Source organism: Cupriavidus sp. SW-Y-13, assembly GCF_009793345.1.
Lineage (GTDB): Bacteria > Pseudomonadota > Gammaproteobacteria > Burkholderiales > Burkholderiaceae > Cupriavidus.
Window position 1 is genome coordinate 2,229,690 of sequence record NZ_WHLX01000002.1, and the last position, 12,089, is coordinate 2,241,778.

The 12,089-nt window shown below is 64.3% G+C and carries 11 protein-coding genes; 1 reads left to right on the top strand and 10 read right to left on the bottom strand.

Annotated elements, in window-relative coordinates; genetic code table 11:
- Nucleotides 1–2: 2 nt before the first annotated feature.
- The 8 genes from GA566_RS25500 to GA566_RS25535 all read right to left on the bottom strand — a co-directional run bounded on the left by GA566_RS25500 (nucleotide 3) and on the right by GA566_RS25535 (nucleotide 9,389).
- Nucleotides 3–644, bottom strand: a complete 642-nt coding sequence (locus GA566_RS25500) for a 1-acyl-sn-glycerol-3-phosphate acyltransferase (protein ID WP_160474378.1) — start codon at nucleotides 642–644, stop codon at nucleotides 3–5.
- Between the two features lie 8 nt (nucleotides 645–652).
- On the bottom strand, nucleotides 653–1,081 hold the full coding sequence (locus tag GA566_RS25505; protein ID WP_160474379.1) for a hypothetical protein: 429 nt from the start codon (nucleotides 1,079–1,081) through the stop codon (nucleotides 653–655).
- On the bottom strand, nucleotides 1,078–2,442 hold the full coding sequence (locus GA566_RS25510; protein ID WP_160474756.1) for a phosphatase PAP2/dual specificity phosphatase family protein: 1,365 nt from the start codon (nucleotides 2,440–2,442) through the stop codon (nucleotides 1,078–1,080). Before GA566_RS25510 ends, GA566_RS25505 begins: the two co-directional genes overlap by 4 nt.
- A 14-nt stretch (nucleotides 2,443–2,456) precedes the next feature.
- Nucleotides 2,457–4,232 carry a bifunctional alpha/beta hydrolase/class I SAM-dependent methyltransferase gene (locus tag GA566_RS25515; protein ID WP_160474380.1) on the bottom strand — a complete coding sequence of 592 codons (1,776 nt, stop codon included), beginning with the start codon at nucleotides 4,230–4,232 and terminating at the stop codon, nucleotides 2,457–2,459.
- Nucleotides 4,233–4,285: 53 nt separating this feature from the next.
- The gene (locus tag GA566_RS25520; protein WP_160474381.1) at nucleotides 4,286–4,894 is read right to left on the bottom strand and encodes a CDP-alcohol phosphatidyltransferase family protein; all 609 of its coding nucleotides are present in this window, start codon (nucleotides 4,892–4,894) and stop codon (nucleotides 4,286–4,288) included.
- 688 nt (nucleotides 4,895–5,582) lie between these two features.
- The gene (locus GA566_RS25525) at nucleotides 5,583–7,796 is read right to left on the bottom strand and encodes a xanthine dehydrogenase family protein molybdopterin-binding subunit (RefSeq protein ID WP_160474382.1); all 2,214 of its coding nucleotides are present in this window, start codon (nucleotides 7,794–7,796) and stop codon (nucleotides 5,583–5,585) included.
- A gap of 40 nt (nucleotides 7,797–7,836) precedes the next feature.
- Nucleotides 7,837–8,820: a xanthine dehydrogenase family protein subunit M gene (locus tag GA566_RS25530; RefSeq protein ID WP_137925907.1), complete on the bottom strand. Its 984-nt coding sequence runs from the start codon at nucleotides 8,818–8,820 to the stop codon at nucleotides 7,837–7,839.
- Nucleotides 8,820–9,389 (bottom strand): (2Fe-2S)-binding protein, encoded by a 570-nt coding sequence (locus GA566_RS25535; protein ID WP_137925906.1) that lies wholly within the window; start codon nucleotides 9,387–9,389, stop codon nucleotides 8,820–8,822. Before GA566_RS25535 ends, GA566_RS25530 begins: the two co-directional genes overlap by 1 nt.
- A gap of 213 nt (nucleotides 9,390–9,602) precedes the next feature.
- On the opposite strand from GA566_RS25535, the gene gcvA reads away from it, so the two are divergent.
- Nucleotides 9,603–10,496, top strand: coding sequence for a transcriptional regulator GcvA (gcvA, locus tag GA566_RS25540; protein ID WP_137925905.1), 894 nt, complete (start codon nucleotides 9,603–9,605; stop codon nucleotides 10,494–10,496).
- Here gcvA and GA566_RS25545 read toward each other — a convergent pair.
- Complete coding sequence (locus GA566_RS25545; protein WP_160474383.1) at nucleotides 10,493–11,695, bottom strand: CaiB/BaiF CoA-transferase family protein; 1,203 nt, start codon at nucleotides 11,693–11,695, stop codon at nucleotides 10,493–10,495. The genes gcvA and GA566_RS25545 overlap by 4 nt on opposite strands.
- Entirely contained in the window at nucleotides 11,685–12,086 is a 402-nt protein-coding gene (locus GA566_RS25550) for a PaaI family thioesterase (RefSeq protein ID WP_137925929.1), read from the bottom strand. Before GA566_RS25550 ends, GA566_RS25545 begins: the two co-directional genes overlap by 11 nt.
- Nucleotides 12,087–12,089 lie beyond the last annotated feature (3 nt).

Sequence of the window (12,089 nt, forward strand, 5' to 3'; positions counted from 1 at the left end):
GTTCAATCGAGTTCCGGTGCAACAGACAGCAGCCCCGCACGGGCCCGTGCGAGGAACGCTTCCTTGGTTTCGTCCGCCTCGATCTGCAGCGGCGTGCCGAACGTCACCGTGCAGAGCAACGGCACGGGCACGATCTCGCCCTTCGGCATCACGCGGTTCAGGTTGTCGATCCAAACCGGCACGAACTCCACCTCGCCCGCCGGGCAACTGCGCGCAAGGTGATACAGCCCGCTCTTGAAAGGCAGCAATCGTTCCTCGGTAGTGTTGCGCGTGCCTTCCGGAAACAGGATCAGCGATGCGCCATCGGCCAGCACTTGCGTCATCTGCGCCACGGGGTCCGGCGCCGCGCCATCGCGCGCACCCGAGCGGTCGATCAGCAACGCGTTGAACACGTCGCGGCCGATAAACCGGCGCAGCGGCGACTTGAGCCAGTAGTCGGCGCCGGCCACGGGACGCGTCACGGTACGCAGATCGGGCGGCAGGCTGCCCCATATCAATACGAAGTCGCCGTGGCTACTGTGATTCGCGAAATACACACGTTGCCGCGCCATCGGCACCGTGCCATTCCAGCGTGCCTGCATGCCCGTGAGCAGTCGCGCAAACCCGATGATCGCGCGAGCAACGATTCTTGCCGTCCAGTTCATTCGATGTCCTATCTCAGCAGCAGGATGGCGATGGCGATGAGCCATTGCACGGCCATCAACGCCGCCGCGATTTTCAGAAAGCGCGTCGCGCCGCGCGCCCGGTCTGCCATCGGCCGGCCTGCGCGTGCGGCAGGCATCCAGCCAAGCGTGGTCAACGCGGCGTCGAGGTCAGCCAGTTCCGCTGCATGCGTCGAAGCGAGTGCCTTGAACAACGTTCGATCGATTTCCACACGCACCAGCAGCCAGAGTTGCACCGCAGCCACCAGCGCGGCCATGCCACCGGCCACCTGCCAGAAGACGCCCGCCGAAGCCATGATGCCCGCCAGCGTTACGTTGAGCAGCGCCAGCACAAGCGCCGCGATATTGAGTCGTGCCGCGGCACGCAGCGCACCCGCCGTGGCGTGGGCAAGCCATCGCGCGGTATCGTCTTCCCTCATGCCACCTCCTCGTCGATATAACGCTGTAGCGCGGCAACACTGGCCGGCCCCAGCACCACGGGCCGTGACGCACGTAGTATCGACAACACCTGCTGGACATCGATGATCCGCCGATGCCGCGCGAGCCAGCACGCCACCACCAGTGCACTGCGCGAATAGCCGAGCGCACAACAGACCAGCACCGTGCGGCCTTGCTCATGCCACTGCTCGATCTGCGTCACGGCATCGCGCAGTTGCGCAGGCGACGGAACGGTCAGGTCGAGCACCGGAACGCAGCGATAGGCTGGCGTATGCGCGAGACGCGGAAACTCCGCAGTCAGGTCGAGCAGCGCATCGGCGTGCGCCTGTGCCACTTCATACTGTGTGGGCAAGCGTCCGATCCACACGCGATCCGCGACATGGCTCACGGCATCGTGATGACGCGTCCACCAGCGCGAGTTCAGGAAGGCGCCGCCAAGATACGGTGCGAGCGTCCACCACGCCGCCATCTTCATCGATCCATCGGTACCCTTGCCAAACGCATCGGCCCGTCCTGTGCGATACACCAGCGCCACGCACGCGAGCGACAGCGCCACCCATGCCAGCACCAGCCACGCGGTCACCGACCATGCCAGTGCGATCAGCGAAAGAACCCCGGCGCCCAACGCACCCACGCCATAGCGTCGAGCAAGGCTACGTGCGCGCGCATCGGGCTTCGACGCCGCCACGGCGATTCGCACCCCGCTCACTTCCGCCTGCGCCAGCATCGCAGGCAACGGAAATGCGAACACGCACAACCAACCCACGAGCCAGCCGGTGGGCACATCGATCATATGGTGTTGATACGTGGTGAGCACCGAAACTCCGATCAGTGCGAACCACCCATGCAGCAACCAGCGCCAGCGCGCGGACAGATGCATCGCATAGGCCACCCACAGCACGACCAGCAGACTGATATGCAGCGATGGCGCCTGATTGAATGGCTTGTCGAACTCGCCGAGCAGCGCGAAGAGTTGGCCCGGCAAGCCATCGACGACAGGCCGCTCGAACGAGAAGCGCAGCGGAAACGCGATAAAGCACGCCACCGAGATCAGTTGCGCCATCAGCAGACGCTTGACGTGCACAATCAGTCCGGCGCGCGTCTGCCAGAGAAAGAACGATATGCCATACAGCAGGTCGATCGACCAGTAGGGAACGATCGTCCATGGCACGAACGGGATGTGGCGCTCCCACGCGTAGTGGAAGACCGCCACCTCTGCGCGCTGGCTCGCCACCCACGTGGCGAAGTTGTAGCTGGAGAAGAACAGCACCGCCATGCCGGCCAGCAGCAGGAGGGCGAGCTTCCACGGCCGGCCTTCGGTCGCGGCTGCGGCTGCGGCCATGCGATCCGGCGACGTCACGCGCGGTCCTCTACGCGACGCGCAAGGCTGACCGTGAAGATGCCCCAGCGATCCACGCGTTGCGCAATCTTCTCGAATCCTGCTTCACGCACCAGCTGATCCATCTCGGCTTGCGAGCGACGGCGCATGACCCAGGCCGACCCCGCGCGATGACTGGTCAGTGCGCGCGCAATGAACTCAAGTTGCGGATGCCACGGCTGGCCCGTGTACACGAGATAGCCGCCGGGTTGCACCGCGCGTCCGAGTCCGCCGAGCGAACGCGTAATCATGTCGTTGTCGCCGAAGAGTTCGTAGAGACCGGACACGATGGCGAGCGTTGGTGCGGGATCGAGTGCCGCCAGGTCATCGCCATCGAAGGCATCGCCCTTGCGGAACTGCGCAACATGCTCCAGCCCCTTCGCGCGGATCAGCGCCTGGCCCTGCTTCACATTGATGTCGCTGTAGTCGCGCAGCAGGATCGATGCCACGCTCGCCCCATTGAGCCGCGCCTTCTGCGATGCCAGCGCCTCCAGCACATAGCGGCCATGACCGGCCGCGATATCGACGATGCGCACCGGCACGCCCACAGCTACCAGCCGCGCCATCGCCTCGCCGATCAGTTCCTCCACATGCACCTTGCGCTGGCGGATACCCTGCCAGCCGATGGCATCCAGATAGTTGCGGTCGGCCAGCTTGCCGATACCGAAACGGCCCGCTGGCGTGTTGCGATACACATAGTCGAGTGTCGAGCCCGAATCGAAACCCGTGGCATGGCCCAGGCGCACGCCTTCGGACATCATCCCGCCCAGCCGCAGGCTCGCGCGGGTGAGCGCCCAGTACAGCGCGGCCGGGCTGCCCGGCGGCAGTGGCTGGGCCAGGCGGTCCGCCTCGTCGCGGAACGCGCCCTGGCGATCCGCATGCCGCAACGAGACCGATGGCGATGGCGTATCGAATTCGCGCACGATGAAGTGGCGCGCGGCATCCACGGCCTTCGCGCGGTCGCGTTCACCGAGCGTGTCGTGATAGAAGCCGTCGAGCACCACCTTCTGCTTCACGCGTGAGCCAAGGCGTTCGAAGAAAGCATCCTGCGGGCCGCGATGCACCACCCAGTCGGCACCGGAGATCAGCAGTTGCGTCGGGACGGTGATCGCTGCCGCGTCGGCCACGATGCGTTCGGCGGTCTCGTAGAGATCCAGCAGGATGTTCACCGCGATGGGTCGCGTGATCAGCGGATCGGTCTCGTAGCTCGCAATGCGCGCGGGGTCGTGCGTCAGGAATTTCGCCTTCACATAACTGTTGACGAAGAACTTGCCGCGCAGCTTGTGCATCAGCTTCAACCCGGGCCGCGCAAACGGCACGTACAGCTTCACCTTGAATGCCGGCGATGCCAGCACGAGGCAGCGAATCTGCGGCGCGTAGTCATGCACCCATGTGGTGGCCAGCACGGCGCCCACGCTCTGCGCCACCACGGCCATGTCCCGCACGGCAATGCCATGCGTGGCGACGATGTGATCGACAAAGGTCTGGATATCGCGCACGGACGTGGCGAGGCTCGGGCTGTAGCCGCGCTCGCCCGGCGATCTGCCATGGCCGCGCGCATCCCACGCAAAGAACGCGTGATCCGGCAGGTTGAATTCGTCTACCAGATGCGCGACACGTCCCGAGTGCTCATGGCCGCGATGAAACAGCAGCACGGCGCCACGCGGTGTGGACGATTGCGCAGGCCAGTACCGATAGAACAGCGTCTGGCCATCGTGGGTATCAAACTGCGATTCGATCGGGGTACGCGGCATAAGCTGACTCCATGGTCGATGATGTCGCGACTGCGTTAAGTTCGGTGCCGCGCTCAGCGCGCGGCGTTGGCTTGCGCTTCCTGCACGCCGCGCTGCACGCGTCGCACGATGGTCACGATCGACAGCAGGCAAAGCGCCACCCAGATCCAGTGGCCGTACGCGCCCGGTCCGAAGCCGAGGCCCAGCCACAGACCCAGCGCACCCAGCACCAGTGCGCGGTCGCTCTTGCCGAGCGGGCCGTCATAGCGGCGACTCGCCCCGGCCAAGGGACCGATCAGTCCGGCGCACTCGACCACGACGGCAAGGATGGCGAATGGCACCACCACCGTACCGAAGGGCAGCACAAAGGGAATGACGAGCGCGAGGTCCGAAACGATATCGCCCAGCTCGTTGAGGTAGGCACCCAGCGCGCTCTGCTGGCCATGTTCGCGCGCGAGCATGCCGTCAATCGCGTTCAGTGCCATGCGCACAAAGAGCCAGAGCGGCATCAGCAGGAAGATGCCGGGGAGCCATATCAACGCCCCCACCATGCCTGCCACGACGATCGAGCCCAGGGCAGCCACCGTGGTGACCTGATTGGCGGTCACGCCGCGATCTGCCAGCCGCTGGACCAGCGGCCGCAGCCATGCCTGGAATTTTGGTTTGATCTGATAGAGCGTCAATGCCTTCTCCCCTCGCCGGTATGCCGCGCGTGATTGCCGCGTCTGGCGGGGATGCTATCGGGGTCGTCTCGTTGTGTAAATAACGTCACAACGCCGCTTGCCCCAAATCAAACGCGTCCATCGATACCACGTATACCGGGGTCGCTGACGCTTGGCGCATCTATTCAGAAGATAACTATTTCCACCTCCCGAAAAGGACCCAAAAGTCTTCCGGCGAATGATCTGAATTTCGAGGTCTGCTTCGCGTGAAGGCGCACATTGTGGCGATGTGCGGCGCAGGGGTGCAACGCGTATACCTCGTATACGTATACGCTCAACGCGTTTCCATCCCGCTTCCGGCCACGACGCGAAGGCGTCCTGATCCCCCTCGCCGCAACGCAAAGCGTACTCACTGCTGCGTATGTTTTTCCTTTTAAATCAATGACGCAGAAACAGAGATGAAAAACGGCGTTTGGCGGGAATCAAGCGCCGCAAACGTGTGAATACGCGGTGGCAGAGCGATTGGGGATTTCGAGGGGGACGGCCGCGCAAACTGCGCTTCCGGTCCGCCAGGATCGGCCGGAAGCGTATGAGGCATTCGTGAGGTGCATTGTGGGATGAATGAAGGGGATCATCAGCGGCGCCTCGACATTCGTTCTATCGATTGCGCCGATACCGGCTTGACACCCCGTCCGCGCCCCATCCATCCTCATCCCATCAGCTTTTCCATCGTGATGGGCAGTTCGCGGATGCGTTTGCCCGTGGCGTGGAACACCGCGTTGGCCACGGCTGCCGCAAACCCGGTGATGCCGATCTCGCCGATGCCACGCGCGCCAAACTCGTTGAACTCCAGATCGGGATAGTCGAGCAGGATCACGTCGATCTCGGGCTGGTCGGCGTGCACCGGCATCACATACTCGGCGTAATTGTTGTTGCCGGGCATGCCGTTACGCTCGTCGTACTCGGTGGCTTCGAACAATGCCATCCCCACGCCCATGACGATGGCGCCCTCCACCTGGTTGCGTGCGGTCAGCGGATTGATGACGCGGCCCACATCGATGGCGCTCACCACGCGTGACACCCGGATGCGGGAGATGCCGGGGTCCCAGCGCACCTCCACGAAATGGACACCGAATGACATGTAGGAGAGCTTGTCGGAATTCGGCGCGCCATTCGAATGCGCGAAGCCATCGGCGCTGGCAAACCGCTGCACGTCGAGCACTTCGACGTAGTCCACGCTGCGTGTGCCATCGGTCAGCTTGCCTCCCTCCATCTTCAGACTCTCGGGCTTGGCGCCCGCAAATACGCCGCCTTCCTGCGTGGCGTAGGCGGATAGCTCCGCGATGGCGTTGCGCGTGGCTTCGGCCACGGCGGGCAACACGCTTGCGGTGGCCCACGAACCGCCTGCAACCGGTGCCGCAGGCGATGACGAATCGCCAATCTTCACATCGATCTTCTCGAATGGCAGACCGGCCAACTGGCTGACGGTCTGCGCCATGATCGTGTACATGCCGGTGCCGATGTCCTGCACCGCGGAAGTGACCTCGACCGTGCCATCGGCAAGAAAGCGCACACGCGCTTCCGCCGGCGTGCGCCACGCATCCCAGTTGCACACCGCCATGCCGTAGCCGATCACTTCGTCGCCATCGGTCATCGACCCCGGTTGTGGATGGCGTCGATCCCAGCCGAACTTTGCCGCACCCTGCTCGATGGCCTCGCGCAGATGGTTGCTCGACCATGGCAGGTCGTTACCTTCGTCGCGCGTGGAGATATTCGCGAGCCGGAACTGCAGTGGGTCCATGCCGCATGCCAGCGCCAGTTCGTCGATGGAAGACTCCAGCGCAAACAATCCCGGCGCCGCGCCGGGCGCCCGCATCGACGTCGGCGCGCCCCGATGCACGTTGGTCGTATGGTGACTCACGGTAACGTTGGGGCACGAATACACGCTCTGCGTCATGCCGCCGCAGTTCTCCACGTATTGATCGATGAAGGACGTGGTGTTGACGGACTCGTGCCGGATCGACGTGACCTTGCCCTCCACCGATGCCGACACACGCATGCGCTGGCGCGTCTCCGGGCGGTGCCCGGTGGTGGTGAACATGAACGGTCGCGGCACCACCAGTTTGACTGGTCGTTTCGTCATCTTTGCCGCCGCGCTGGCCGCTACGGAATGCGGCCACAGGAAAAGCTTCGAGCCAAAGCCGGAGCCGATGAACGGCGCATCCACGGTCACACGCTCGGGTGTCAGGCCAAAGACCTGCGCGATGGTATTGCGATGCACGGTCGCGCCCTGCGTGGCCTCGTACAGGTGCAGATCGTCATGCTCCCACCAGGCCAGTGTGGCGTGCATTTCCATTGGGTTGTGTGTTTCAACGGGCGTGCGGTACGTGGTATCCACTTTCACCGCTGACTGGTCGAATGCGGACTCTGCCGTGCCGCGCGTATGGCCCATGCCGGCATCGTGCAACCCGTTGGCGCGAATGCCGTGCTCCAGGTCCACGATGGCCTCGTCGCCGGCATACTGCGCCTTCACGCGATACGCGGCTTCGCGCGCATGCTCGAAGGTATCGGCCACGACCAGCGCCACCATCTGTCCGCCATAGTGGATCGTGGTGTCTTCGAACGGCAGGCGGTGCTCGTCGGTGATGGACGTAGTGAGGATCTTCGCAACGGAGATCCCGCTCCTTGGCGTCCGGTAGAGGCGCGGGAAATTATCGTGATGCAGGATATCGACCACGCCGGGCACGCGCCGCGCATCGTCGAGATCGAGCGCGACGATGCGGCCGCTGGCCACGGTGCTGTAGACACCGTATGCATGCAGCATGTCGGGGAACGTCCGGTCGGCGGTATAGAGCGCAGCGCCGGTAACCTTGAGACGGCCGTCGATGCGGCGCGGCGAGGCGCCGATAGCAGTAGGGTTCACGCGAATCTCCCGAAAGAAAGGGAAAGGGCGGGCAGGCGTATTACGCCATGAAGCGCGACAGGTTGCGGATCACCGCCTGCTGGCCGAGCAGCAGCTTGAAGCCGTTTTGCCCATACGACTGCGCGCCGGACATCGCCGCTGCGGCAGCGTCGCGAATCCGTGCATCGTCGATAGACTTGCCGCGCAGCACCGCTTCCGCGTTTTCCGCGCGCCACGGCTTGGTGGTGACGCCACCCAGCGCGATGCGGATATCGCGCACGGTGGTGCCATCGAGCGCTATCACCACCGCACTCGACGCGAGCGCGAACTGGTACGAGCCCCGGTCGCGCAGCTTCAGATACGCCGAGCGGCTGTCAGGCATCGGCGGGTCCAGCGTGACGTGCGTGATGATCTCGCCGGGTTCGAGGGCGTGCTCCTTCCAGGGCGTATCGCCCGGCAGCAGGTGAAAATCCGCGAGCGGGACTTCGCGCCGCCCTTGCGGCCCCTGTATCTGCACCGAGGTGCCGATGGCCACCATCGCCACGCACATATCGGAGGGATGCGCGGCAATGCACTGCGCGCTGCCGCCAAGCACCGCATGGACGTTGCGATTCAATCCGTCGACGGCGGAACATCCCGATCCCGGCTCACGCTTGTTGCAAGGCGACACGCCATCGCGGAAATAGCCGCAACGCACGCGCTGCATGACGTTGCCGCCCGTGGTGGCCTTGTTGCGCAATTGCGTGCTGGCGCCCGAGAGAATGGCCTGGGACAAGGCAGGGTAGTGCTGAGCGATGTGGTCGTGGCGCGCGAGGTCGGTATTGCTGACCATCGCGCCGATCCGCACACGGCCGCCATCGAGCAGTTCGATCTGGTCCAGTCCGAGCTTGTGGATGTCCACGACATGCGCGGGCCGCATGACATCGAGCTTCATCAGGTCGAGCAGCGTGGTGCCACCGGCCAGATACACGGTATCGCCCGCCCGGGCGTGCATGGCAATGGCCTGCTCCACATCGGCCGCGCGTGCATAGTCGAAGTTTCGCATCAGGCGCTCCCTGTACGCTTGGCACGCGCATCCTGGATGGCGGTCACGATGTTCCGGTAGGCCCCGCAGCGGCAGATATTGCCGCTCATCGCCTCGCGCACCGATGCATCGTCGGCGGGAATCCGCTTGTCCTGCAGGACGCCCACCGCACTCATCATCTGCCCCGCAGTGCAGTAGCCGCACTGGTAGGCGTCGTGATCCCAGAACGCCTGCTGCACCGGATGCAGTGCGCCGCCTGAAGACAGGCCCTCGATGGTCAGGATGTCGTCGCCGTCGTGCATGACCGCCAGCGAGAGGCAACTGTTCACGGTCACGCCGTTGACGATCAGCGTGCAGGCACCGCACTGGCCGTGGTCGCAACCTTTCTTGGTGCCGGTGAGATGAAGCTGGTCGCGCAGTGCATCGAGCAGGATGGCATTGGCGGGTACGGTGAGCCGGCACGCGGTGCCGTTGACGGTCAGCGAGACAACATGCGTCCCGTCTGCCATCGCTTCAAGCGCGACGGTCGGCGGTGCAGGGGCAGGCACCGGCGCTCCGCCTTCGACGGGCACGTTCGTGGGGTCGTCCATGGCTTGTTCTCCTTTCGGTGCGCACGTGCTACCCGCATTGCACACTTGTCATGTGCAGCGCGCAGGTCCGGCGCGGTTGCCGCTCTTACTTTATTCAGACTTTCAGCGAATGCAAGAATGTACGGACATGGCTTCACGCCGCGTGTCCATGTGCGCCGGATCGGTGCAATCCCTCGATTGAGGATTTCTCAAGCGCATGCCAGAATCCGCGCCATGGATCGACTGCCCCCGCTCAATGCCATTCGTGCCTTCGAGGTCGTGGCGCGCCGCCTCAGCATCACGGTTGCCGCCGAAGAGCTGCACGTCACGCCCGGCGCCGTGAGCCGACAAGTGCGCACGCTGGAAGATGCGTTGGGTCTTCAGTTGCTCGTGCGCGGCCATCGACAAATCACGCTGACGCGTGCGGGCGAGGAGTATTACCGCGGCGTGACCAAGGCAATGGATGCGCTGCGCGATGCCACCTCGCGCCTCACACGGCGTACGCGCCGCACGCAACTCAAGATTCGCGCGTACACCACGTTCGCCATGCGCTGGCTGATTCCGCGTCTCTCCAGTTTTCATGCAGCCAATCGCGGGATCGAGGTCCTGCTCACCGCATCGCTCGATCCCGTCGATTTCCGGCGCGAGGACATCGACGGCGCGATCCGTCTTGGCGATGGCAAGTGGCCGGACGTCAACACGTACCGGCTTGTCAGCAACGTGCTCACACCGGTATGCAGCCCCGCGCTGGCAACGGCCGTACGCAAGGCGGGCGACCTGCAGCGCCAGGTGCTGCTCCATTCGATTGCACGCCCCGATGACTGGGCGTTCTGGCTGGCCGCCTCGAAGGCCGAGGGTGAGGTGGACTCACGCAGCGGCATGACGTACCAGAGTTCCGCCATGGCCTACGCGGCGGCGCTCGAAGGCCAGGGCTTCGCCATCGCGCAGCGCTTTCTCGTGGAAGACGACCTCGCCTCGGGCAAGCTCGTCGCACCGTTCCGCAAAGTCGTGGACATGGGCGATTTCACGTACTACCTGCTCACGCCATCGGATCGCAAGGAAAGCCCGAGCATGGCGACGTTCCGCAAATGGCTGCTCGCGCAGTTCGGGGAAAGCGCTGACAGCTAGGCTTCGACGCCATGTATGACGGCGGCCTCACGCATCGCACGGATCTCCGCTTCGCCATAGCCGAATTCGCGCAGCACCGCTGACGTATGTTCGCCGCACCTCGGCGCTGGCCGCACGGTGCGTGCATGGGCACTGCTGCTGGAGATCGGGAAGCCCGGCATGCGAATCGTGCCATGCACGGGGTGCTCGGCCTGCACGATCATGCGATTCGCGGCGGCTTGCGGATGCGCCACCACATCGTCATAGGTCGCCACGCGCGCGCACAGGATGTCGGCCTGTTGCAGCGTATCGATCCACGCATCGGTGGTGCGCGTGACAAAGACCGCCGTCAATCGCTCCACCATCTCTGCGCGATGCGCCACACGCTGCGGCGAGGTCGCGAAGCGCGGATCGTCGATCATGGCGTCGAGCTTCAGGATTTCGCACAGCCTGCGCCACCGATCAGGCATGTAAGCCGCCACCATGATCCAGCCATCGGCAGTGCGGAATGCCTGATTCGGCGCGGCGTACGGTGCCGCGCTTCCCGCGCGCACCGGCAACTGCGCATCGGCCAGATACGACGTCAGCGACGACTGCTGCAGCGCCAGCGCAGCGTTGAACAGATTGACATCGAGATGACCGCCCCGACCATCGCGCGCACGCTGCGCCAGTTTCGACACGATGCCGAGCGCGGCGATATAGCCCGTCATCACATCCACCACGGGCGCCTGCACCTTGCATGGCTCGCTGCCGGGTGTGCCGATCAGGCTCATGAGTCCCGCATCGGCCTGCAGGATGCCATCCACACCCGCATGCTGCGCGTATGGGCCTTCCTGCCCATATGCGGAAATCGAGCAGTAGATCAGTGCCGGGTGTTTGGTGCAGAGTTCGGCGGGACCGAGGCCGAGGCGAGCCATCACGCCGGGCCGCATGCTTTCCACCACGATGTCGGCGCCAGCGATCAATCGGTGCGCCACCTCTGCACCCGCATCTGTCTTCAGATCGATCGACACACCCTGCTTGTTGCGATTGAAGCCGTGAAACAGCGCGCTGTCATCGCCGATCCAGCCCGGCCCCAATCCGCGCCCCATCTCGCCGTTGGGTGGTTCCACCTTGATCACGCGCGCGCCCATGTCGGCCAGCAGCATCGTGGAGACCGGTCCCGCAGCAATCTGCGTGAAGTCGATGACGGTCACGCCTTCCAGTGCATTACCGAGCATGGTCGTTGCCTCCTGCACGCTTGAAAGTGCCTTGCGCAGTCGCGATCAGCGCACCCGTTTCGTCGATCAGTTCGGCCGACGAGAAATAGATGCTGCGGCCCGCACGCGTCACCGTGGCGGTTGCGCGCACCCGGCCTGCGCTCACCTTGCCGAGATAGCTGATCGACAACATCAATGTCACCGCATTGCCCAGTTCGCCATCGCCCTGTTGCAAACCTGCGTAGCCGCATGCGGCATCGAGCAGCGTGGCACTGACACCGCCCTGCAGCGTGCGCTGTCGGTTCAGGTGACGTGGCTCGATATCGAGTTCGAACGTACACGCGCCGGGCGCGACGCTCGCCAGCCGGATACCGAGCGATTCGAGCAGCGGATTGTCGAGCGCATCGTTCATGTT

What these genes read in the sequence shown, in the direction of transcription:
- GA566_RS25510 (WP_160474756.1), bottom strand. Translation starts at nt 2,442, where the DNA reads ATGGCCGCAGCCGCAGCCGCGACCGAAGGCCGGCCGTGGAAGCTCGCC.
- GA566_RS25545 (WP_160474383.1), bottom strand. Translation starts at nt 11,695, where the DNA reads ATGCTCGGTAATGCACTGGAAGGCGTGACCGTCATCGACTTCACGCAG.
- GA566_RS25515 (WP_160474380.1), bottom strand. Translation starts at nt 4,232, where the DNA reads ATGCCGCGTACCCCGATCGAATCGCAGTTTGATACCCACGATGGCCAG.
- gcvA (WP_137925905.1), top strand. Translation starts at nt 9,603, where the DNA reads ATGGATCGACTGCCCCCGCTCAATGCCATTCGTGCCTTCGAGGTCGTG.
- GA566_RS25500 (WP_160474378.1), bottom strand. Translation starts at nt 644, where the DNA reads ATGAACTGGACGGCAAGAATCGTTGCTCGCGCGATCATCGGGTTTGCG.
- GA566_RS25535 (WP_137925906.1), bottom strand. Translation starts at nt 9,389, where the DNA reads ATGGACGACCCCACGAACGTGCCCGTCGAAGGCGGAGCGCCGGTGCCT.
- GA566_RS25505 (WP_160474379.1), bottom strand. Translation starts at nt 1,081, where the DNA reads ATGAGGGAAGACGATACCGCGCGATGGCTTGCCCACGCCACGGCGGGT.
- GA566_RS25550 (WP_137925929.1), bottom strand. Translation starts at nt 12,086, where the DNA reads ATGAACGATGCGCTCGACAATCCGCTGCTCGAATCGCTCGGTATCCGG.
- GA566_RS25530 (WP_137925907.1), bottom strand. Translation starts at nt 8,820, where the DNA reads ATGCGAAACTTCGACTATGCACGCGCGGCCGATGTGGAGCAGGCCATT.